Origin of the sequence: Halobacterium bonnevillei, assembly GCF_009831555.1 — an archaeon.
Taxonomy (GTDB): domain Archaea; phylum Halobacteriota; class Halobacteria; order Halobacteriales; family Halobacteriaceae; genus Halobacterium; species Halobacterium bonnevillei.
In genome coordinates this window covers 1-21652 of the sequence record NZ_WUUU01000038.1, presented here as the reverse complement: position 1 = coordinate 21652, position 21652 = coordinate 1, and the positions used below count along the sequence as shown (strand labels likewise).

The 21652-nt window shown below is 64.2% G+C and carries 22 protein-coding genes and 1 tRNA gene; 14 read left to right on the top strand and 9 right to left on the bottom strand.

Annotated elements, in window-relative coordinates; genetic code table 11:
* The 3 genes from GRX66_RS06970 to GRX66_RS06960 form a co-directional block, all read right to left on the bottom strand.
* Positions 1–592: GNAT family N-acetyltransferase (locus GRX66_RS06970; protein ID WP_159525909.1), on the bottom strand; the 592-nt coding region annotated here is incomplete at its 3' end.
* Positions 593–595: 3 nt separating this feature from the next.
* Positions 596–805 carry a hypothetical protein gene (locus GRX66_RS06965; protein ID WP_159525908.1) on the bottom strand — a complete coding sequence of 70 codons (210 nt, stop codon included), beginning with the start codon at positions 803–805 and terminating at the stop codon, positions 596–598.
* A gap of 98 nt (positions 806–903) precedes the next feature.
* Positions 904–1740, bottom strand: a complete 837-nt coding sequence (locus GRX66_RS06960; RefSeq protein WP_159525907.1) for a BKACE family enzyme — start codon at positions 1738–1740, stop codon at positions 904–906.
* Positions 1741–2106: 366 nt separating this feature from the next.
* Here GRX66_RS06960 and GRX66_RS06955 point away from each other — a divergent pair, with 366 nt between their 5' ends.
* Positions 2107–2847: a hypothetical protein gene (locus GRX66_RS06955; protein ID WP_159525906.1), complete on the top strand. Its 741-nt coding sequence runs from the start codon at positions 2107–2109 to the stop codon at positions 2845–2847.
* A gap of 21 nt (positions 2848–2868) precedes the next feature.
* Here GRX66_RS06955 and GRX66_RS06950 read toward each other — a convergent pair whose 3' ends face one another.
* On the bottom strand, positions 2869–3105 hold the full coding sequence (locus GRX66_RS06950) for a hypothetical protein (RefSeq protein ID WP_159525905.1): 237 nt from the start codon (positions 3103–3105) through the stop codon (positions 2869–2871).
* Positions 3106–3437: 332 nt separating this feature from the next.
* On the opposite strand from GRX66_RS06950, the gene GRX66_RS06945 reads away from it, so the two are divergent.
* The 4 genes from GRX66_RS06945 to GRX66_RS06930 all read left to right on the top strand — a co-directional run bounded on the left by GRX66_RS06945 (position 3438) and on the right by GRX66_RS06930 (position 5113).
* Positions 3438–3626 (top strand): DUF7563 family protein, encoded by a 189-nt coding sequence (locus tag GRX66_RS06945; RefSeq protein WP_159525904.1) that lies wholly within the window; start codon positions 3438–3440, stop codon positions 3624–3626.
* Entirely contained in the window at positions 3623–4042 is a 420-nt protein-coding gene (locus GRX66_RS06940) for a hypothetical protein (RefSeq protein WP_159525903.1), read from the top strand. The genes GRX66_RS06945 and GRX66_RS06940 overlap by 4 nt, the downstream gene beginning before the upstream one ends.
* 153 nt (positions 4043–4195) lie before the next feature.
* Positions 4196–4465 carry a hypothetical protein gene (locus tag GRX66_RS06935; protein WP_159525902.1) on the top strand — a complete coding sequence of 90 codons (270 nt, stop codon included), beginning with the start codon at positions 4196–4198 and terminating at the stop codon, positions 4463–4465.
* A gap of 381 nt (positions 4466–4846) precedes the next feature.
* Complete coding sequence (locus tag GRX66_RS06930) at positions 4847–5113, top strand: HalOD1 output domain-containing protein (RefSeq protein WP_159525901.1); 267 nt, start codon at positions 4847–4849, stop codon at positions 5111–5113.
* Positions 5114–5122: 9 nt separating this feature from the next.
* On the opposite strand, the gene GRX66_RS06925 is transcribed toward GRX66_RS06930, so the two are convergent.
* On the bottom strand, positions 5123–6121 hold the full coding sequence (locus GRX66_RS06925; RefSeq protein WP_159525900.1) for a GNAT family N-acetyltransferase: 999 nt from the start codon (positions 6119–6121) through the stop codon (positions 5123–5125).
* Positions 6111–7730: an alkaline phosphatase family protein gene (locus GRX66_RS06920; protein WP_325063989.1), complete on the bottom strand. Its 1620-nt coding sequence runs from the start codon at positions 7728–7730 to the stop codon at positions 6111–6113. Before GRX66_RS06920 ends, GRX66_RS06925 begins: the two co-directional genes overlap by 11 nt.
* A gap of 303 nt (positions 7731–8033) precedes the next feature.
* On the opposite strand from GRX66_RS06920, the gene GRX66_RS06915 reads away from it, so the two are divergent.
* From GRX66_RS06915 to glmU, 3 genes are all read left to right on the top strand, one after another.
* Positions 8034–10325 (top strand): hypothetical protein, encoded by a 2292-nt coding sequence (locus GRX66_RS06915; protein WP_159525899.1) that lies wholly within the window; start codon positions 8034–8036, stop codon positions 10323–10325.
* 5 nt (positions 10326–10330) lie between these two features.
* Entirely contained in the window at positions 10331–10546 is a 216-nt protein-coding gene (locus tag GRX66_RS06910; protein WP_159525898.1) for a hypothetical protein, read from the top strand.
* Between the two features lie 532 nt (positions 10547–11078).
* Positions 11079–12290 carry a bifunctional sugar-1-phosphate nucleotidylyltransferase/acetyltransferase gene (gene glmU, locus GRX66_RS06905; RefSeq protein WP_159525897.1) on the top strand — a complete coding sequence of 404 codons (1212 nt, stop codon included), beginning with the start codon at positions 11079–11081 and terminating at the stop codon, positions 12288–12290.
* Here glmU and GRX66_RS06900 read toward each other — a convergent pair whose 3' ends face one another.
* On the bottom strand, positions 12291–12584 hold the full coding sequence (locus tag GRX66_RS06900) for a HalOD1 output domain-containing protein (RefSeq protein ID WP_159525896.1): 294 nt from the start codon (positions 12582–12584) through the stop codon (positions 12291–12293).
* 516 nt (positions 12585–13100) lie between these two features.
* On the opposite strand from GRX66_RS06900, the gene GRX66_RS06895 reads away from it, so the two are divergent.
* From GRX66_RS06895 to GRX66_RS06880, 4 genes are all read left to right on the top strand, one after another.
* Positions 13101–13736 carry a helix-turn-helix domain-containing protein gene (locus GRX66_RS06895; protein ID WP_159525895.1) on the top strand — a complete coding sequence of 212 codons (636 nt, stop codon included), beginning with the start codon at positions 13101–13103 and terminating at the stop codon, positions 13734–13736.
* A 467-nt stretch (positions 13737–14203) separates the two neighbouring features.
* Complete coding sequence (locus GRX66_RS06890; RefSeq protein WP_159525894.1) at positions 14204–16441, top strand: right-handed parallel beta-helix repeat-containing protein; 2238 nt, start codon at positions 14204–14206, stop codon at positions 16439–16441.
* A gap of 1 nt (position 16442) precedes the next feature.
* On the top strand, positions 16443–17324 hold the full coding sequence (locus GRX66_RS06885) for a hypothetical protein (protein WP_159525893.1): 882 nt from the start codon (positions 16443–16445) through the stop codon (positions 17322–17324).
* A 233-nt stretch (positions 17325–17557) separates the two neighbouring features.
* Positions 17558–17821 carry a HalOD1 output domain-containing protein gene (locus tag GRX66_RS06880; RefSeq protein ID WP_159525892.1) on the top strand — a complete coding sequence of 88 codons (264 nt, stop codon included), beginning with the start codon at positions 17558–17560 and terminating at the stop codon, positions 17819–17821.
* 197 nt (positions 17822–18018) lie between these two features.
* Here GRX66_RS06880 and GRX66_RS06875 read toward each other — a convergent pair whose 3' ends face one another.
* Entirely contained in the window at positions 18019–19050 is a 1032-nt protein-coding gene (locus tag GRX66_RS06875; protein ID WP_159525891.1) for a hypothetical protein, read from the bottom strand.
* 409 nt (positions 19051–19459) lie between these two features.
* Between GRX66_RS06875 and GRX66_RS06870 the strand changes: the two genes are divergently transcribed.
* Complete coding sequence (locus GRX66_RS06870) at positions 19460–19888, top strand: type IV pilin (protein WP_394351513.1); 429 nt, start codon at positions 19460–19462, stop codon at positions 19886–19888.
* An 842-nt stretch (positions 19889–20730) separates the two neighbouring features.
* Here GRX66_RS06870 and GRX66_RS06865 read toward each other — a convergent pair.
* Positions 20731–20802: transfer RNA gene (locus GRX66_RS06865), tRNA-Ala, on the bottom strand.
* A gap of 260 nt (positions 20803–21062) precedes the next feature.
* On the opposite strand from GRX66_RS06865, the gene GRX66_RS06860 reads away from it, so the two are divergent.
* Positions 21063–21527 (top strand): 30S ribosomal protein S15, encoded by a 465-nt coding sequence (locus GRX66_RS06860; RefSeq protein ID WP_159525890.1) that lies wholly within the window; start codon positions 21063–21065, stop codon positions 21525–21527.
* Positions 21528–21652 lie beyond the last annotated feature (125 nt).

Here is a 21652-nt window from a genome sequence, read left to right as displayed (position 1 = left end):
TGTCGCTGGACGGCCACTGCTCGTGGGTCGGCGCGAGGCGGTCCCGGACGCCGAGATAGCCCGCGACGGCCGGCCCGCCGAGCCGACTGGTGGCGGCCGCGAAGCCGCCGTTCGCCGTGGCGTCGGCAAGCGCGCCAGGGCGTTGGACCCGGTAGTACGACGGGAGGTGGGCGACAACTTCGCCGCCCGCCTTCAGAAATCCCGTCCGCGCGACGTCGTTCGGGACGTTGAAGCACAACTCCGTCGGCATCTCGGCGTAGTGCGCGAGCGCGCGTTCGACGAGCTGCGTGAACACGCCGCGCCGACGGTGGTCCGGGTGGACCATCGTGTCCCCGAACCGGAGGCCGAGGACGTCCTCGCCGCCGACGCGGAAGCGGAACGGGACCTGCGGGCGGGCGCCGGCGAACGCGCCGTCTCGGTCGCGTTCGGCGACCAGAATCGGGACGTGCGCGGCCCGGGGGTTGTCGACGTACTTCCAGTCGAACCAGTCGTCGCCGCCGCCGCCGAAAGTGTCTGCGTACAGGTCCAGAACTGCCCCCCGGTCACCGGGCTCGTACCACCGCGTCGAGTACGAGTCGCGTTCTCGGGCCATCGGTCAGTCCGTCGGCTCCGGCGCGGGCGCGTCGGTGCCGGCTGCCTCGCGGTAGATCTCGCAGTCGACCTCGTGGTGGAAGTCGTGGCGGTCGTTGCAGATGTCCGCGCGCATCGGGGACACGAACTGACCCGAGGCCGTGCAGTAGGGCCGTTCGTGGTCGAAGTCGTGACCGTCGTCGGACGCTTTGTACTCGAGGTACGGACAGGACATGCGCCTCGGGAGGATATCTGTGTACTATGTTACACGCAAACTATAGGCGACTCGACAGCAGGACGTTCGACGGCGGAGCGCTCGGACGCAGGGGCGGGTCAGTTCATCCCGAGGCGTTCCCGCGCCTCGTCGGGCGTCGCGAGGTCGCAGTCGAGCAGGTCGACGATGCGGGCCGTGCGCTCGACCAGTTGGGCGTTGTCCTCGACGGGCTCGCCGCGCCGATAGTAGAGGTTGTCCTCCATGCCCACGCGCACGTGTCCACCGAGGATGACGGACAACGTCGTCAGCGGTAGCTGGTGGCGGCCGACGGCCAGCAGGTTGAATTCCGTGTTCTCGGGGAGGTTCGCCACCATGTTCAGGACGTTCTCGGGCGTCGGCGGGGTGAAGGTGCCGTGCCCGAAGATGAGGTTGACGTAGTACGGTTCCTCGATGGCGCCGCGCTCCACGAGCCGGCGGGCCTCGTTCAGGTGGCCGTTGTTGAAACACTCCAGTTCGGGCTTGATGTCCTTCTCGCGCATCTCCGCGGCGAGCCGGTCGATGTTGTGGCGGTTGTGTTCGGTGATGATGTGCTTCCCGCGGTTGAACGGCCCCATGTCGAGGCTCGCCATCTCGGGAGCGGGATCCGTCCGGATGCCCTGCACGCGTGCGTCGAACGTGCTCTGTCCGCCGGTCGTGTTCTGGATGATGATGTCGTCGCATCGGTCGCGGATGGCGTCGTTGACTGCCTGGAGGCGGCCGGCGTCGTTCTCCCCGTGTTCGTCGCGACCGTGTAAGTGGACGATTGCGGCCCCGAGGCGCTCGCAGGCCGCGACCTGTTCGGCGATCTCGTCCGGCTGCTCCGGGAGGTTCGGGTTGGCGTCCTTGCCGTGGACGCCGCCAGTCGGCGCGACTGTGAGAATGACGTCCCGGTCAGTCAGGTAGTCCTCGTAGCTCATGCAACTGCCTGAGAATCCGGAAGCGTGCTCTTTGTTGTACTCCGCCTATCGCCGCGACGGCCGAGCGGGTGCGATCGAAGCGGCGAATCAGGGACTCTCTGTCGGACCGCACGCGGCGTTCGAAGCGCGATAACGGGCGGTCCCGGGGGCGAAGCTGACCGATGCAGGTCCGCGACGAGTCACTGCGCGGTTCGGGGGCCGTTGCAATCGAACGGATACCGGCAGCGACTGCTGCGGGAGCCAGTTAGCTGGTCGCTACTGGATACGTATGCGTAGATACCCGACGACCAGACGGCCCGTTGAACGTAAGTCGGCCGAGGCCCTCCCTCCACGTATGAGTGGTCGTCAACGGGGTTGCGTGCGGGCGTGGTAAGTGACCGTTTCGACGTGGAATCGCTGTCCGGCGACGACCCGCGCCTGTCTCCGAGGTTCGTGCGCGTCGTCGATACAGGCGGGGATTACCCAGTTATCGTCGTGGGCGTGGTCCACGACCACCCGTCGAGCGTGTTCCGCGCGACGTCAGTCGCGGACGCGGTCGAGCCTGGCGTAGTCGCCCTCGAGCTCCCGAACGCGCTGGTCGGCCTGTTCGAGTCGCACGCGGCCGCGGACGACTCGGTCGGCGGGGAGATGGCGGCGGCCATCGCCGCCGCGCCGGACGCGGACGTCGTCGGCATCGACGCGCCGAGCGTCGGTGCGACCCGCGTTCTGGCAGCGGAGCTGGCGGACAGAGACCTCTCGGTGCGTTCGGTCGCCCGGACGATCCGGGAGTTCTGTCGCCTCGGCGTGGAGACAGTGCGTGGCCGACTCAGTGTCGCTGGCGTTCCGGACCCGTGGCTCGGCGACGTTCCCGGCACGAGCCAGGAGTTCGACCTGACTGACGCCGAGACACCGGCGGCGTGGCGAGCCACGAGACCGCCCACGTCCGACGGAGCACGTCGCTGCTCCGGCGGTTCGAAGTGCCGGCGGCCAGCAGGGTGCTCGACGCGGCCCGCGAGCGGTACATGGCGGCGCGGCTCCGCGCGCTCAGTACTGACTCCGTGGTCGTCGCGGTGGTCGGCTTCAGTCACCTCGACGCGCTCGCGGACTCGCTGGCAGCCACCTGATTAGCGGTTCGCGCGCGCGACCGGCCTACCGCTGGAGGTGGACCTCGTCGTCGCCGATGGTCGCTACCTCCGAGTGGTCCAGGACGTACATCTCTTCGTCGTCGTCGCCCATCCCGAGTCGGTTCCGGATGCTGTCGGCGAGCCCCGTCTCGGGTTTGACGTGTGCTTCGTTCCCTTCGACGCGCTCGATGCGCCCGATTCGGTCGCCGTCGCTGGAGACGACTCCTTTCCCTTCGTCGCTGGATCTGAATGGTCGTGCCATGAGTAGTTCGTGGCGGACTGATGTCGCTACCCGCCACGAAGCCACGGTACACCTGCCGGTCGCATTGTAACACAGTCGTTACGCTACGGTGGGCTCGGCTTACCGTAAGCAACTGCCTAAACGGCCCGAGAGCCGCTGCGCTGCCGGTTTTTGGACCATCAGTAAGCTCGATCACGTCGGCCGGAACGTCGCCGCAGTCCCGGTGTTTCGCCGGTCTGACCCGGTTTGCTATGAGTGGACGGTACAGCGAGGTTGCATCCTGCTATACACAGAGTAAGCGGGCCGAAGCGCGGATAAGGAGGTAAATAACCAAACCGGTGACGTGAGCGTGCATGCACACGATGGCCCGATGCAGAAACTGTGAAAGCCACGTGACGGAACAGTTCGCGAGAGTGTTCGGCGACAACCAGGACGACGTCCACAACTGCATCGACTGCGCGACTAATCGAGACCTCTACGACGGGGCGGCGTCGGCGGACGAGGACTGGTCCGACCGTGCCGCGACGGCGTGGAGCCAGTGACGGGAGACGCGATGGGAGCCGACCGCCCACCTGGTCGACTGGCTGCGGTCGACGGCGACGCCGTGTTCGAGTTCGTCACCGAGCTGTGGCGGCGAGCGGGGTGGACCGTGCAGTCTGCGGACGCGCGCGACGACGTTGCGTACGCCGCGCGGACGTCGAACGGAGAGCGCCGCCGGACGGTGCTCCGCGTGTTCCCGTCCAGCGAGGGACTGGTGTCGGGCGCGTCGATGCGCGGCGTGGTCGCCGGCTTCCAGCCCGCTGACAGGGTGACTGCCGTCTCGCTGGTCGGGTTCGCGCCGGACGCGCTCGGCGTCGCGGACGCGCACGGCGTCGACGTCGTCGGCCCGGAGTCCGTCGAGCGCCTCCTGGAGGCGTCAGGCGCGACGGACCTGCTCGAGACCGAAGCGGAGTCGTAGCCCGACACCGCGCGTCTGACTCCAAAACCGGCGCGCTGGAACGCTGTGAGACCGTTCACGTGAAACGCGTCTCCCTCGGCGGTCGCCGGGACGTCGTGACTGACGGCGGCGCCGTCGAGGCAGCCGAGGACCGGTGGCGGTCGAGGGCCGCACATGCGAACGAACATCACCGTGATTCCGTGCGGGTCGTCGGTGTGCGGGACCGTGTTGGCGGTGACGGCGAAGACAGCGGTGACGGCGAAGCCAGCGGTGACGGCGGTGAAGAGCAGCCCCCTGACCGGCCGGATCGCGCCGGAGTCAGTCATCAGCGATCGCCCGGGTAGCGTCGTCCGTCAGGGCTATTCACGGGCGTTCACCGAAGTGAGGCCGTGCGTACAGTCAGTCATCGATTTCCACCGATTGAGCGGCGCAGCGGAGTTCTGATGCGCGGCACCGACCCGTCACTGAACCGACGAAATGCGGGCGTGACAGTGCCAGTAGGCTCGAGCGAATCGGCCAAAAACCGTAAATAACCGTACTTGTTGGGAAACCCCCACTATAACCGAGTGTGTTCGGCAAGTGGTACGGAACGAGACCAACTGGTCGCTACCTCGTACAGACGTGTCGGTATCTGATCCCGATAATCAGACATATCACAATATAGCGAGTACCGACGTGGTCGGACGATGCTAGTAGAAACACATCAACCCAAAATATCGGATTTCAGGCCTCTTACTCCGGGAATTCGCTAGTTATATGAAGCGCCGCTCGCTACGCTGAACAGACTGAGTTCGACACATGAAATCTGATACGAATGCGACGACAATGTCTGTCGGCGTCGACGCCGCGCCACTCGCCCGCCGAACGAACTGGACTACAACCGAAGCGCCGAGCACGGCCATCGTACAGCTCGTCGCCGACGTGACCAACCGCGCCCACACGGACCTCGACCCCCTCCAGGAGACGATCGACGGGGACGCGCTCAACAGCTTATTCGAGAGCGCCGCGTCCGAACGACTCTACGTCTCGTTCACGTACGAAGGCGTCAACGTACGAGTCACCAACGACGGCATCGTCGAGATCTGGGAGTGACCGCGCGCGCTACCTGACTGCGTCGTACAGCTTCAGGAGTGTGGTCAACGGACGCGTCCCGTCCCGGAGCCGATAGTACGGAACGAGTGCGGGCGCGAACTTCGCCTTGTAGCGTGCGATTCGCTCGTCGTTCGCGCCCGCGAGGTCGTAGGTCTCGACCCCTCGCTGGCTCGCGTCGTTGAGGTACCGCCAGTCGAGGAGGTCGTTGACGGGGATGTCGGCGTCCGGCTTCGCGCCGCCCAGCCAGCGGTACGACCCGCCGTCGGCTTCCACGTTCACGTTCCCGCCCGCGAACTCGCCGTCGACGCGACAGACGTAGGGCCGAACGACGCCGTCCTCGAGCGTCTCGTAGAGGTCAGTGACGAACGATGCGTCGATCGGGAACGCCGCTCCCTGTTCGGCGTGTCGCTCCCGTAACTGCGAGAGGACCTGTTCGATGACGTCCACGCCGCCCTCTTCGATGACGTAGTCGGTGTCGTAGTCGCCGGACACGTTCCGTCGGGCGTCGCTGCTGAACGCCGCGAGCAGGTCGTCGAGGTCACGGGAGAGGTCGACGACGTACGTGTACCGGGGTGTCGCCGAATACTCCTGCCAGACGAACGGCCGGACGTCGTCGTAGCCCGGCGCGGTCCGGATCTGGACGAACTGCGGATTCTCCGCGTCCTCGGCCCACTCGAGGCACGCGTTCACGAATCGCTTGTGGCGCTTGTCGCGGCGCCGCCGCTTCAACGAGTGCCGGTTCAACAGTGTCGGCCCGAGGTACGGGATTTTCAAGTCCGGCGGCGGGGAGAACACCGCCGACACGGGCCCCCTCGAGAGGGTGAACAGGGGGAACAGACCGATTGGTTCCTCGCCGACGTAGCCGACGAGGCGGTGGGAGTCCGCGCCCACGTGCGCTGCCAGGACGTCCAGCGTGCCGGCCCTGTGGAACGGCGTCGGCTGCTCGGTGGCCTCGAGGAGGTCGTCCCATCGGTCCGGGTCCTCGAGGGGGCGGACGTCAACGGTCATCGTCTTCGACGTATCCGAGGTTCGAGAGCCGCCGCGTTACGGCGTCGTCGTCTTCGGCGGCGGCGAGCGATGCGGTGAACGACGCGTACTGTTCCGGGGACACTGATTCGACTGGCGAGAGCTGTTCGCCGTCCATGCGGTCGCTTGGCGGAACGTCCAGCGTCGCGAGCACGGACGGGGCCACGTCGAAGAGGTGTGGCTGCGCGAGGTCGGCGTCGGCGTCGACGGCGTCACCCGCGAGCGCGAGCACACCGTACAGTTTGTGGTTCCACTGCTCCGGCGCATCGGCGAACACGTCACCGTTCAGCGACGCCGACAGGAAGTTCTGGAAGTCGGCGGGGACCGCGACGACGTCGACTGCTTCGTCGACGTACGGGCCGTGGAAGTACTCCTCCGCGGGTGCGACCTCGTCGAAGACCCTGGACCCGTCGGGGGTACGCGCCTCGCGGAGTGCGCTGACGACGTCAGCGCGAACCGACGCGAACTCCGACGGCGACACCACGCCGTCGGGGTCCCGGCCCGCCTTGTTGATTCGGACGCCGAGTTCGGTCCGCGAGCGCATGTACACCGTCGACGACGGGAAGTCCACGCGCTCCGTCCCGGCACGAACGGTGTCCGTGGAGACGTGCTCGAGGACGAACTCGCGGAGGCCAAGGGAGCCGAGGACGGTCCCGATTCGCCGGCTGGTGATTCCGAGCGCCGCCGCGGCAGCGACGACTCGCTGCGACAGCGGAGTGTCGTCGTCCTCACCGCTGGCGCGCTTGTACGCCGTCCACGACGGCATGCCGCCGTCGCCGCGGGTCGTCTCGAGCAGGCCCCGGTCGCGGAAGTACTCGTTCACCCGGAACTCGCGGCCCTCAAGCGGACCGATTCCGTGGTCGCTGACCACGAAAACGGTGTCCGGGTCACACGCCGCCAGCGTCTTTGCGAGCTCGTCGTCGACGGTCTGGTAGACCGCGCGAGCCGCCGCGTCGTCCCGCGGCCGCTCGTGGAACACGGTGTCCGTCTGCTGGAACTGGAGGAACCCGAACTCCGGTTCGAAATCGTCCGCGAGGACCCTGAAGGCCTCGCCGCGCATCCTGACGAGACGCTGGTACCACTCGACTTGCTCGTCGCCGGTCACGTCCTCCGGCGCGTACACGCGATACTCTCCGAGTTCGTCTCGCACGCGGTCGAGGATGCCGTCCGGGTGGCCGGTCGGGTCCTCGGGCGCGACGTACCCCGGGAGGAGCGCACCGTCGAACGGGAGCGGGGGCGCGGTGACCGGAACGTTGACGACGACGCTCGTCAGTCCGCGGCGGTCGAGTAGTTCCCAGAGCGCGTGCTCGCGGACGTGGCTGCGGTCCACGACGCGCCAGTCGTACCCCTGGAAGGTCAGAAAGTCGAATACGCCGTGCTTACCCGGATTAACGCCGGTGTACATGGAGGGCCACGCGCTCGGCGTCCACGGCGGAATCTGGGACTCCAGGGGGGCGACAACGCCGTCCTCGAAGATCGAGGCCAACGCCGGGAGACGGCCGTCTGCCAGCAGCGGATCGAGGACCTCCCGACACGCGCCGTCGAGACCGACGAGGAGCGTCTTGAGGCCGGTCGAAGCTTGTCCGGTCACGCGTTGAGTGTTCTCGGTTGCGGCTATTGTTATGAACTCGGTGAGTCCGTACTCCGGTGCGCCGAGTCTGACAGCACAGGCGGTATGCTCGTCCTACTGACGAGGTACGGAGCGCGTACTCGGTGGCCGCCTCGGAGCGCGCACCCGCCCGAGCTGGTAACCAGTTCTTACTCGGCGTGGCTGCAGTTGGTCTGTGATTGGTTGGCAAGTGGCCGCTATTACTCTCCAAGTAACGCCTACCTACCGTCGTGTGGGCCGCTACTGGTCAGAATCTACTTTTAGGTAATTGCTTACTACCGCGATATGGCGAAACGCCACAACGAGCGCGACGACACACAGGACGAGCCTACCAGTACAGACGCCTCACAGGAGGACCCTACGGGCTCGAAGGACGACCATACCGGAGACGCAGCCGGTTCGTCAGCCAGCCAGCACGCGGTTACTCGCCGGAGTTTCGCGAAAGCCATCGGTGCGGCGGCGACGCTCGGCGGCGGCGCCAGCCTGCTCGGGAACGCAGCGGCCGCGAGCCTCGACAGCTACCTCGAACCCGACGGCGAAGTCACGATTCCCACGGGCGAGTACTCCTGGAGCGGTTCTGGCCTGGACGTCGGGTCCGGTGACGCGCTCATCGGCGAGGGCAACCCCGGGGACGTCGTCTGGAACCTCGACTCCGGCACGATGGACGGGAACGTCGCAGGCCGCCTGGAGAACGTCGTCGTGCGTGGCTCGAACAAGGACGCGAAAGCAGGAATTAACCTCCGTCCCGGGGCGACCGTCGACGGCTTCGTCTGGCCGGAGGGCGGCCAGCAGGACGAGGACCGCGCGTTCTACACGCCCGACGGCGGCGACGACCGGCTCACGATCCGGAACTCCGCGTGGGCCTGGATGGTGAACAACGGCGCGTACGTCGACAAACCCCCGGTGACGATGGAGAACTGCGCCGCCGTCAACAACAACATCGCGAACGTCAGGGTCGGCCACCGCGACGGCACGAGCAGCGGGAAGACGACGTACGTCCGCAACACGCTCATCGCCGTCACTGAGGACATCCTGAACGACGACACGAACTCCTCGAACTCTCGCGGCCTCCGACTCCGCAAACCCGCGAACCTTGTGATCGAGAACTGCTGGTTCGTCTACCTCGACGTCTCCGGCACCGCCGACCTCATCGAACTCCACGACGGCGCAGCGGGGTCGACGGTCACCATCCGGGATTGCGCGTTCTACAACGACTCCAACGGCGACCTGGTGCGCGACAAATCCGGCGGCGAGATGGACGTCACCATCGAGAACTGTACGGTCGCCGGCTCCGGCAGCCGCGAAGTCGACCCCGACTTCAGCGGCTCCGGGTTCACCGAGGACGAGAGTGTCGACTTCCCGCTGCCCTCGGAAGTAACCGGCAACCCGGTCGCGGACGAAATCGAGGGCATCGGAGACGGCGTCGGCCCGTTCGACGGCAGCACCTCGACGTCGACCACGTCCGACGACAACACGCTCGTCCTGCACGGCAGCCCTGACAACAGCTCGCCCGCGGACGTCTCGTTCACCGTCACCGGCGACGTCGAGTTCGCCGCGGAAGCCGAATCCGGCACCGATACCATCGTCGCCAACGACGACGGCACGACCACGGCGACCAGCATCTCGCTGAGCCCCGACGAGCTCGACTCCTATCGGTTCACGGGCGACGTCGTCGGCTACAGCGTCCCCGACGGCATTGCGGTCGACGTGTCAGTCAACGGGACGACGACCTCCTTCGACGAACTGGTCGGTGACACCGAGACGGAGGACGACGTGCTCGAAGTGGTCGCGCGCCAGTCCGGCGAACTGAACTACGAGTTCGACGTCGACGGCAGCGTCGAACTGTACGAGACGTCCGACAAGATCACGTCCGGGAACGGTGACAGCGTCACCGACAACGGCGACGGCACGGTCACCGTCACGGGCTTCACCGGGAACGACGGCTACGGCGACGCATACCTCGTCTCCGGCGCAGTCACGTCGTTCTCCTGGGACCCCGACGACTACGACTTCGACGTCATCCTCAACGACGAGACAGTCGCCCCCGAGAACATCGCGGACGCGCAGAACACCGCCACCGAGGACGGGTCCACGGACGACGGAAGCACAGGTGATTCGACGTCTGACGACGGTACGTCCGACGGGTCCACCGACGACAGTACGTCCGATGGTTCCACCGACGACAGCGAAACGGACGGCTCCACCGACGACAGCGAAACGGACGGCTCCACCGACGACGGGACCAGCGGCGGATCGACCGACGACGGCACGAGCGACGACACCTCGGGCGACACCGACTCGTCCACGGAGACGCCGCACCTGCTGACCGTCGACGGGAACGACGCCTACGACGTGACGACGTACACGTTCACCGTCACCGGCGACGTCGAGCGCGACGAGGTGCTCAGCGCGGGCAGCGAGAACGGGACGAACTGGCACAGGGTCCAGGACTTCGACAGCGACGGGAAAGTCATTGGCCTCGTCGGCGGTGGCATCGACGCCTTCCGGTTCAGCGGGGAGGTCGAGGAAATCACAGTCAACGGCGACGCCAACGTCGCCCTGGACTGGAATGCGTGATGCCGATGGGCGCAACACCAGTGGGGTGGTGGGAAGTCCATCAGGACCCCGACCCGGAAGGGGACCTCGGCTACAAACTCATCGATCTCGACGTCATCCCGACGGAAACCAACGGTAAGTCGCGCGTGCTCGTGTTACCGTCCGACGAGGAACTGCTCCGCGAGGACGCGTTCATCGTCGCCGACGAAGACAGCATCTGCGACCTCGAAACGATGGTCTGACCGGTTCACCGCGGTCGCCCACGTTTCTGTCGTCCCGCTCGCGGTTCAGGCGGCCGTCGAACCAGAGTTCGGCCCTCCACCGACGCGGTCTCCGACTGTCGCACTCGACGTTCGGGCTTCGCTGCCGCCCCGGGGTCGGGTAGGAGACAATTAACGAAGGTATTGCTGGCCTACGTACCGACACCACTACCCGCGGGACGTGGCAGTGGCGCGCCGCTGCGACTGCCGCTGCCGCGAACCAGCCCCAGCAGCTCGTAGTGCCCGAGCAACCGAGTTCAGCCCACCACGAGGGTGGTTCGGGCGACGCCCAGGGACCGAGCGCGTGACCGGTCCGGGGCCGAACTCGCGCGCACGAGTGCACCAGCGTGACCACGTGCGGGATAGCCCACGCGGACGGCTCCGATCCGCCGTCGTCGTCGGTTCAAACGCTCGCGGCAGTAGCAACAGGTAGAATCAGAAAACGCATCTTTTGAGGCCTGAAACCCCCGAATCGGGTAAAAGCGTTATAGGGTTGATTCCCGAATAGTGGCGTATGCAGACGGTCCTCCTCGCCGCCGGCCGGGGCACGCGAATGGCACCACTCACGTCGTCGACAGCCAAACCGATGCTGCCAGTGGCGGACAAACCGCTGGTGGCCCACACCGCGGACGCAGCCGTCGCTGCGGGTGCGACGCGACTCGTCGTCGTCGTCGGCTACGGCGAGGACGCGGTCCGCGAATACTTCGGCGACGAGTTCGCTGGCGTCCCCGTGACGTGCGTCACGCAACCCGAGCAACGCGGAACGGCCGACGCCGTCAGAACGGCCGTTCCGGCGCTCGACGACGGCCGATTCGCCGTGCTGAACGGGGACGCCCTCTACGACGTCCAGGGATTGACCGCGCTCTACGAGAACGGGACCGCGGTCGGGTCCGTTCGCGTCGACGACCCGAGTTCCTACGGCGTGCTCCACACCGACGACGCGGGCACCCACGTCACGGGCGTCACGGAGAAACCCCCGGACCCGTCCAGCAATCTCGTGAACGCCGGCGCGTACACGTTCCCCGGGGAGGCGACCGACTGGCTGGACGTCGACGAGAGCGAGCGCGGCGAACTCGAACTCACCGACGTCCTCGAACGCGCCTGCCGGACCGTCGACGTCACGCCGGTCAGCTTCGACAAGTGGCTGGACGTCGGCCGGCCCTGGGAACTCCTCGAAGCCAACGAGTGGAAACTCGCCGAACTCGACCGGCGCGTCGACGGGGACGTCCACCCGGACGCCGACATCCGCGGCGACGTCGTCGTGGAGGCCGGCGCCGCTGTCGACGCGGGCGTCGTCGTTCAGGGGCCGGCGCTCGTTCGCGAGGGCGCGTCAGTCGGGCCGAACGCCTACGTCCGGGGCGCAACGCTGGTCGGACGGGACGCCAAGGTCGGCCACAGCGTCGAAGTGAAAAACAGCGTGTTCTCGTCCGGGGCGACAGCCGGCCACCTCTCGTACGTCGGCGACAGCGTGCTCGGCGAGGACGTGAATCTCGGAGCGGGGACGACGGTCGCGAACCTCCGTCACGACGACGCGCCGGTCGAACTCCCCGTGAAGGGCGAGCGGGTCTCCACTGGGCGACGGAAGTTCGGCGTCGTCCTCGGTGACGGCGCGAAGACCGGCATCAACACGAGCCTGAACGCGGGCGTGAAACTTCCCGCTGGGGCCAGTACGACGCCAGACGAGACGGTGCTGTTCGGAAGCGACGACCCGCGGGCCGAGCGCTGACTACTCGCCCAGGCCCGTCGCGTGTACTTCCACCGTTCCCGACCCCTCGACTCGAACGGTGAACGCCTCGTACTCGAAATGGACCTCCACGTCGCCGTGAGTCGTGTCGGACGTGACGAGTTTTTCGAGCGCGTCGGTGTCGACGTGATTCTGTACGGGGTCGATGTCCAGCGGGTCCTGGTCTGTCGCCTCCGCGATCGCTTCGACGATTGCCGCCGTCGGTGGGCGTTGGCTCCCCCACTCCACTTCCTCGACGCGGGTCGATGAGCCCCCGTTAGATACGTGTTCAGTCATTCAACGGTTACCTCTGTAGTGGCGTCAGACCTGCTGGAAGTACGAGGATGCCCGGCGAGTCGCGAACGCGTCCCCCTTCGAGTTCAGGTCCTGAGTCCGAGGTACCGTTGCGTAGTGACGACGATAATTCTTCTGGTGAACGTGACGGTCGGTCACGGCTAGACCGACCGTACCCGACGGCCGATACACCCGTCTACGACGACGAACGGCAGTTTCCGCGTTTCGTAGAACCGGACTGCGGCCGACAGACCCACGCCCTGCTAGGGTGGCACTGGGTTCGAAACCAGAAGGCTGCACCGTTCGATTCTACAATTGAAACCAGAGCGCTGCACCGTTCGACACTGCAAGCGAGGCAGTGGGACCCCGAGGCGGGGCGAGTTTCAGCCACAATCCTGGTCGATGCGCCGACCTCCCTCGCGTTCGCACCTGCGTCGACTCCAGTTTCGAAGCCGCGCCACGTATCAATCCTGTTAAGAGCGCAATAAATATGCGATTTCTACGCGTCTCGACCACTCGATGCCGGTACTCGCGGAGATATCCATTCCACGGGGGGAATTCGTGCTGGGGGAAGTGTTCGAGGACTATCCGGAGTGCACCGTCGAATTCGAACGCGTCGTCCCGTTCGATTCCGAAGGCTCGCTGTTGTTCCGGGTCGACGGGAGCGACCCGGGCGACGTCGCGTCGACACTCTCGAATTGGCCCAAAGCCGCCCGGACGACGCTCCTCGGAGAGACGACCGAACCGCCGCTGTTCGAGGTGGAGCTAGACGGCGGCACCGACCGGTTCATCGATACGCTGTCCGAGTCGGACGTCCACGTGTTCGAAGCGCGTGGTGGTCCCGAGTCGTGGGAACTCCAACTGCAGTTCTCGGACCACGGCGACCTGGTCAGATTCAACGAACAGCTCACGGAAGCGGGAATTCCAGTCACGCTGAACAGGCTTAGCAACCCGTCCGCGAACGCCCACTCGTCGCTTTCCACCGAGCAACGCGAAGCCGTCTCGCTGGCGTACCGCCACGGCTACTTCGAGGTGCCGCGGAACTGCACCATCCAGGACCTCGCTGACGAAGTCGGCATCAGCGACAGCGCGTTCTCCCAACGGCTGCGTAGAGGGGTCGGGATCTGCGTGCAGGAAACGCTAGGAATCCGCTAAACGGCAGTATCGTGCGTTTTACCGACGGTTCACGATTTCGAGTCGAGATGCCCCGGTGTTTGTTACTCGCCATCAACCCCCAGTAGGAATTTGACTCGCTCACCGCGGCCCAATTTTTAACGCGGGACTAGTTCGACGTCGAACAATCCAACGAGTTATTTGACGTGTACGCTCGTGGTATGGACTTCCTACCGGCGACTAATATTCGGCATCCATTACGTTCGCCGACTGGGAAATATTCGCCCGAGAGGCTCGATGTCGGCCGTTCAATTGTCGCGCCAACGCTTAACGATTACTACGGTGATATAATTCCTGCTCCCCGACCCTGGGGATCGAGGGGGGAGCGGATAAGAATGTCAAGAAGGGATAAATTACTCGCGGTGGCCCTCACCGCGATCATGGTGCTATCCGTAATGGCGGTAGCGCCAGCCACGGCAGACGGAGCATCGACATCTGGCCACGTATTGATGGTCGACGACGACCACGGACAAGACCACAACGACGACATCGACAACGACAACGAGTACGAGACCATTCAGGGCGCGGTAAACGACACCGAGCCCGGTGACCGCATCGAAGTCGCGGCAGGCACGTATACCGAGAACGTCAATGTCGACGTCGGCGACATCGTCATCGAGGGCGCCGACGCGTCGCAGGTGACAGTTGTCGGGACTGGTGGCCCGGGCCCAGCGAACGCGACCGTCACGCTCGGTGCGGACGACATCGACTTCAGCGGGTTTACCGTCGAAGCCGCGCCGCAAGACGACACGCCCGCGATCGCCATCTACGATCTCATCGACGACAGCCACGTCAAGGGCGTGCTCGTCGAGGACAACGTGTTCGTCGGCCACGACGACACGCTCGTGCTCGGCTACGCGACGCCGCCGAGCGGGAATGACCAGTCCCGTGACCTCACCATCCGGAACAACGAGTTCACGGGTGGAACGGTCGGCTCGATGACCTACGGATTCGTCCTGAACGCGCAGAACAGCGTGATGCAGGGCAATACCTTCAGCACGAAAGTCGACATTTCGTCGCTGTACGTCACCGGGCCGGACAACACCATCCTCGACACCACCATCGAATACCCTGGCTACGCGTACACCGGGGCGTGGATTGAGGGTGCGCGTACTACCGTCGACACGATGAGTGTCGATGGGCACCCGGACGCCCACCTTCACCAGAACCAGACCCGCGGCGACTGGTTGCGGTACGGCGTCGGCGTCGATGGCGCCGACTCCACGCTGAACAACGTGGAGGCCGTGCAAAGCCACACCGGCATCGCAGTTGCCGCCGACGGAGTTGCAGTTCGGAACTCCATGGGCGACGAGAATCGCAACAACGACCTGAGGATCTTCGACGATACCGTCGACACCGTCGTGGCGAACTTCGACGCGATGTCCAGCGTGCGGCCGGTCGAGGACGAGTGGTCGAACTTCCGGTTCGGTGACTTCCCCTCCTCCGGGGCGAACGTCTACGTCGCAGGTGGGAACAACCACACGCTCACGGACGTGACGAGCACCAGCAACTCACCGATCGGCATCCGACTCGAAGCAGACGCGTCCACCGTCGCCAGCGCCGAAATCAGTAACAAGGGCGGTGGCCCGGTCGACCTCGACGCCGACGGCGTGGCCGAGACGTCGACGACGGGTATCAGCCTCGAAGGTGCCAGCGGCAACACCATCACGAACAGCGTCGTGACCGACAACGACGTCGGTGTCGCCGTGATGAACGGGACCGGCAATCAGCTCGTGGGGAACAACCCCGGCATCTACAACAACAGCGACGCCGGTGTCAAGCTCCTCAACGCCGACAACACCCTCCTGGAGGACAACGACGTCCAGGACAACGGCGTCGGGCTCCACGCGATTGACAGCGACCCCGTCCGCGCGATGTACAACAACTTCGTCGGGAACGGGGACGGCATCGTCGCACAAACCGGTAGCGACGTCGACGCCACGTGGAACTGGTTCGGTTCCGACGACGGCCCGAGCGGTCCCGCGACCGACGGCGTCCTCAGCGGAAGCGGCGACAGCATCTCCGCTGACGGATCGTCCGACATCCAATACGACCCGTTCCTCACCGCACAGAAGGACGAGGTCCAGCAGGACCCGGACAAGACCCAGCAGTACGCACACGACCTCGTGACGCAGGGCAGTCAGGGCATCCAGACCGTCGGGACGCCCGGCCCCGGCGAGGTGAGCTTCCAGTTCACGCAGGGCGCTAACGCGGCCGTCTGGACGTACGACAGCGGGTCGTTCAGCATGGTCGGTTCGCCGATGGTGACGGCGGGTACGCTGGACGCGTACCTCATCTCGGACCTCGACCACACCGACCACGCGCGCGTCGTCATCGACTTCAGCGACTCGACGCCCGCGACGCCCGGTGCGAAGGACCTCGAAGACGGCTGGAACTTCGTCACCGCGCCGCAGTACGGTGACACCGAGGACGTGATGCGGACGACCACCGAGGTCCTCCGCGTCGCGCACGGCTACGACCAGTTCGATAGTCAGCCCGCACCGTCCGGTGCGCCGATGCCCACCACGAGCGCGTTCAGCTACCCGATGGGTTCGAGCTCGTCCGGTCCGACGCTGAGCGCGTACTCGGGCTACTGGGTGCACGTGAACGGTGACGGCGAAATCACCGCAGCAATCCCGTCAGGTGTAACGATCACCGAGGAAGAAGGACTCATCGTCACACCGTAACATGACCCTGAACAGAACCGCGGCCGCTGCGCTGCTGCTCGCGGTCACGGTCGCGTTCGGCGCGGCGGCAGCCCCAGCGGCGGCCCACCCGCCAGAACCGCCGGCCGCCTACTGGGGGTCCGTCACCATCGGCGGTGAGCCCGCGCCAGCGGGCACGACAATCGAGGCCGTCGTCGACGGCGACGTCGTCGGCGAAATCACGGTCGACACCGCCGGGGAGTACGGGGAAAACGGGACGTTCGGGGAGAAGCTCGTCGCGGACTGCAACTGCACGAGCGGCGAATCCGAGGTCCAGTTCAGGCTGGCGGGCTCCGGGGCGCTCGCAGACCAGACGGCGACCTGGGAGTCCGGGGACGTCCAGCAACTGGACCTGACGTTCCCCGCGTCGGACGACGGTAGCGACGGCGGCGACGGCAGCGATGGCAGTGACGGCGGAGATGACAGCGACGGCAGCGATGGCAGTGACGGACAGGACGACAGCAACCAAAACGACAGCCAAGACAACAACCAGGACGACAGCCAAAACGACACCCAGGACGACAGCTCTGACGGATCTGACGGCAACTCCGGGGGGAGTGCCGGAGGCCAATCGCAGGGCGGAGACAGCACGACGACCGAACAGACGACCACCGCGGAAACCACCACGGACGCAGACTCGACCACCGAATCGACGACGGAGGACACGACTGAAGCGACGACCGAAACCACGACGACGGACGACGCCGAGCAGACCCAGCAAGACGAAACCACGGTCGAACAGGCTACCGAACAAACCGAGGACGACGGCGACGACGACGCAGCGCAGTCGTTCGCGCCCGGCCTCGGTCCGATTGCAGCGCTCGTCGCGCTCGCTGCCGCAGCGCTCCTCGCGCTCCGGCAGTAGCGTCGAACCCGCCGACATTTTTCGCGACGCTGCACTCGAGCCACGACTCCACGCGAACCGCCAGGGAACCGTCCCCGGCCAGTTGTGTGTTATTAACTGTGCACTAGTGACAGCGTACCGACCGACTTTTTCCGGCCGATAACTCGATTAATAGACGCTAGGAAGCTCGAACTCGGAGCAATAACGCCGCCACATGAATTTATATAGTAGTGTTCGTTATTGGCACTACCGTAATGTCAGACGCGCCCCCGTCCGTACGGATATCCGACAAGGTATCGGCGAACGCCGGCTGTGACGTCGTCGAACTGCCACCGCTGTACGATGCGATTGACCCGGAGCAGTTGGATTCACTCGTGGAAACCATGACCGACGGGGCCGTCTCCTTCCGCTACACTGGCCACGACATCACCGTTACCAGCGACGGGACCGTCACGCTCTCAGATCAGCCACAGCAACCAGATAGCCCTGAAGTCCGGAACAGCGACGGCGCGCAGTGACTGGCAGCATCCATCCGTCCACCCACACTGAGCGGCAGATTCACCGGGAACGAACCGTGAGCGACGCGACGCAGTTGACGTCCCCGCGGCACGAGCACGCCGGCGGCCCGCCCACTACAATCAAAATCCCGGGTTGAGGTCCCGGGTCGAGGTCTCTCGACCTGCATCGACGGTCTGGTTTTCGACGCCCGTTCAACTCACTGGTCTGGGGTGGTAGGGTCACGTTGACTGGCCTCCGGTACCTGGATTGTGAGCGTCGCGTCGCCGGGGGTCGCGTCAAGCGTCCCGCCGGCCCGCTTCACGGCCCACTTCAGACACCAGAGTGACAGCCCGGTCGCGTGCCGAAGCGGCGTCTCCTCGTCGGTCTCAATCGCGTCAATGTCGACGTCGGGCAGTCCGGCACCGTCGTCGTCGATCACGAGTACGACCGGGCGGCTACCCTGCCCATCCGTAGCCTGACCCCGGGTCAGTGTGATGTCGATGTTGACGTCCCCGCTACTGGAGTCAGCGATCTGTTCGACGACGTCAGCAACAGCGATCGGGAACGTGGAGGGCGCGTCGATAGTGACGGTCTCAGTGTCTCCGCTGTGAAGCGAAATCGTCGCATTCGGTGTCGCACGCGCTACGTCCCGAAGTGGTTCTTCCAGGCACTCGCTCAACCGGAGTTCCGTCGTCGCCGTCGGATCCTCGGTGAGTAACTGATTGATGCGTTGGGTGCGGTCAGAGATCTTGGCGAGGTCCAGCGCGGTCTCCTCGATGGTCTGCAGTTCCTCGCGGAATTCGTCATCAGTCGCTCGTCGCCGAATGTTCGCCGCGTGCCCCGCGATGAGGTTGACGTCGTTGCGGACGTTGTGTCGGAGAATCCGGTTGAGGACGGCCACCATCGAGGAGCGCTCTTCGAGCGCCGTATTCGACGATTCGAGCTCGGACTGTGCTGTCTGGAGGTCGGTGAGTTGTTGGATGACGAAATACGACGCGGCACTCGCTAGCAGGTCAGCGGCGGTCTCGAACGCTTCAGACGGCACCGAAGTCGTCTCCGCATAGACGCCCGCGGTGAACCGCCCGACTTCCGTCAGTTGGTGGAGCGACATCACCGTCAGCAACGCGATGAGGAGGACGGGGCGCTTGTCGTTCAGGGAGTAGACTCGTATCGAGCAGTAGACGATTGTCACCCCGAGCACCAGCAGGGGGACGATTGTGAAGACGACAAATATCAGAGTTGGAACCATCAGTGGATGCAATCTCGTCCGACGAGTGTTGTTCGTCCACTCAGAGCAGCGTCTGTGCTAATGCTCTAACGACAATTACATAATTCTACTGTGCGTTCCAGGACCCCAGGATTCACGGGGCGGCCATCCCTGGGGTAGAGACGGGAGAGTAACGCGCTATTTGATGGGATTCAGCCCGGTACATTTTGGTCGCGAATCCCGGAGGGCTATACGATTCGGGAATCGCGGAGAGCGGGGGTAGCTGCGTAATTTACGGCCCAAAATAGGTTTGTTAAGACAGTAATAATCGACGTGGGAGTTAAGTAAGAGGAACCTAAAGTAGTGCTAAGCACAGATCCGGGCAGGATTAGGAGGGGGTTAACTCCTCGAGTGGGGTCGTGGAGTACCACCACGTCCTTTCCGGTGGAGTGTGCGTGAAATCATGAAAAAGATATCATTCGAAATCCCAGACAGGGACGAACGCGGTGTGTCGCCAGTCATCGGAGTCATCTTGATGGTCGCCATTACAGTCATCCTCGCGGCCGTCATCGCGAGCTTCGTGCTCGGCTTCGGTGACTCTGTTCAGGAGAACGTGCAAGCAGGCGCGAGTATCTCCAGTAACAGCGATGGTTCTGCCACAGTTACGTGGGTTTCTGAAGGAACTGCAAATAAACTCAACGTAACAATTAGTGGAGAGGACAGTTCAGAAATCACGGATGTGGGTGGGACTGCAGACATATCGACAAGTGGCCCTGATGTCTCAGTCTCCTCTACTGGGACTTACACTGTTATTGTGAAGGCGATTGGCGACGATTCAACAACTGTCGTTGCACAGAAGGAAGTCGATATCGACGCCTAAACAACCGTTTAACCCATTTTCGGGTATCGATTTCCGGCCCAGTTCACGTTTATTACACTGTAAATAACAAGGAGAATCTTCCAAATGAAATAATATATATAACTGTATATTACATTTATATTCAGAAAAACATGACCCATCCCATCCTCAAATTCCACCACCTGTCTACTTACCTAGCACATGTAGCGTAGGCTTTCGTTTGCCCCAAAACTGCAGTCTCAAAACTGCTTGTCATCCATACCAAGGAAAGGTTCAATACCTCGTCATTGACCCTACATTCAACATCTGATGAATTTGTACTAATAGTCATTTCGAAGTTCTATATTTTGTTAAGAACCTCACGAAACCACTCGTTCCGAAAATGACATAAGTGTGAGTCGACCGGTCAGCTTCACTTTCATCTACCTGTGCTGTCCGTTGGCAACCAATCATGCTGGAGACAGTCCGGACGCATTGTGAAAATCAAAGTCGCCGTTGCGTCTGGCGACCCCCTATCTTATATGCACTTTCGTTCATCCCGCTTCCCCATCATATCGTACGCAGTAGCTAGTCCATCACCATCGCGGCGTTTATAGCTCTCCAAAGGCTGGCCAACCATCATTCATGATACAGAGTGGGGCAAATTCACGAGCCCACCAAACGAGAGTTTGTTGTGAACTGTGGATTTGCAGCGATACTACGGCAAAATCCTATTCGACATCGCCACAATATCGAACTCACGCAGGCGATTACTATGTCGAATCTCAGTGAGATACCGGACGGACCCGTCGGTACCAAGCGAAGCCGCAGGCTTCGCGAGGGTCTACGATTCCGTGACTGAGCGAACGAAGTGAGCGAAGGAGTGGACTCGTCGGGATTTGAACCCGAGGCCTTCCCCGTGCCAGGGGGATGATCTACCACTGATCTACGAGCCCGCGAACGCACCCAGATGTTGCTCGGGGTCGTTGATAAACCCCGCGATTCGCGGGCAGGCGTCCCCGCCGGGGAGATGGAAACCCTTTACGTGCGCGAGTGCGTTCGCGACTGTAGGGAACCACACGGCCGTAGATCCGACTCGCCGTTCGCCGGTGCGTGGCATCGTTCCTTCGCCGCGCGGCCGGGACGGCTTGGGACTGCGGTAGTGTCCCGGCACCAGTCGGTGCCGGTAGCGTTTCGTGTAGTTCCAATCCGAACAATGGCACGAATGCATACGCGCCGCCGCGGGTCGTCCGGCTCGGACCGCCCGGCGGCAGACGAACCACCGGAGTGGAGCGACGTAGACGAAGACGCAATCGAGGACCGCGTCGTGGAGCTGGCCGAACAGGGGCACGACCCCTCGCAGATCGGCTTGAAGCTCCGCGACGAGGGCGTGCAGGGCACGCCGGTCCCGGACGTGAAGCTGGCGACCGGAAAGAAGGTCACGGAGATTCTCGAGGAGCACGACGCGGAGCCGGAGCTCCCCGAGGACTTCCACAACCTCCTGGAGAAGGCCGTGCGGCTGCGCGAGCACGTTCAGGAGAACGGACAGGACCACCAGAACAAGCGCGCGCTCCAGAACACGGAGTCGAAGCTCCGCCGTCTCGCGGACTACTACCGCGGCGACGAGCTGGACGCGGACTTCGAGTACTCCTACGAGAACGCAGTGGAACTCCTCGAGTAGATGGCGACGACTGGACGCAGTACTGCATCGGCGACGCCCGACGTCGAGTCGGTGCTGGCGGGCGCGGAGTTCCTCCGCGTGGCCGCGGCGCCGACCGGCGGGAGTCTCGCGGCCGCCGCCACGTT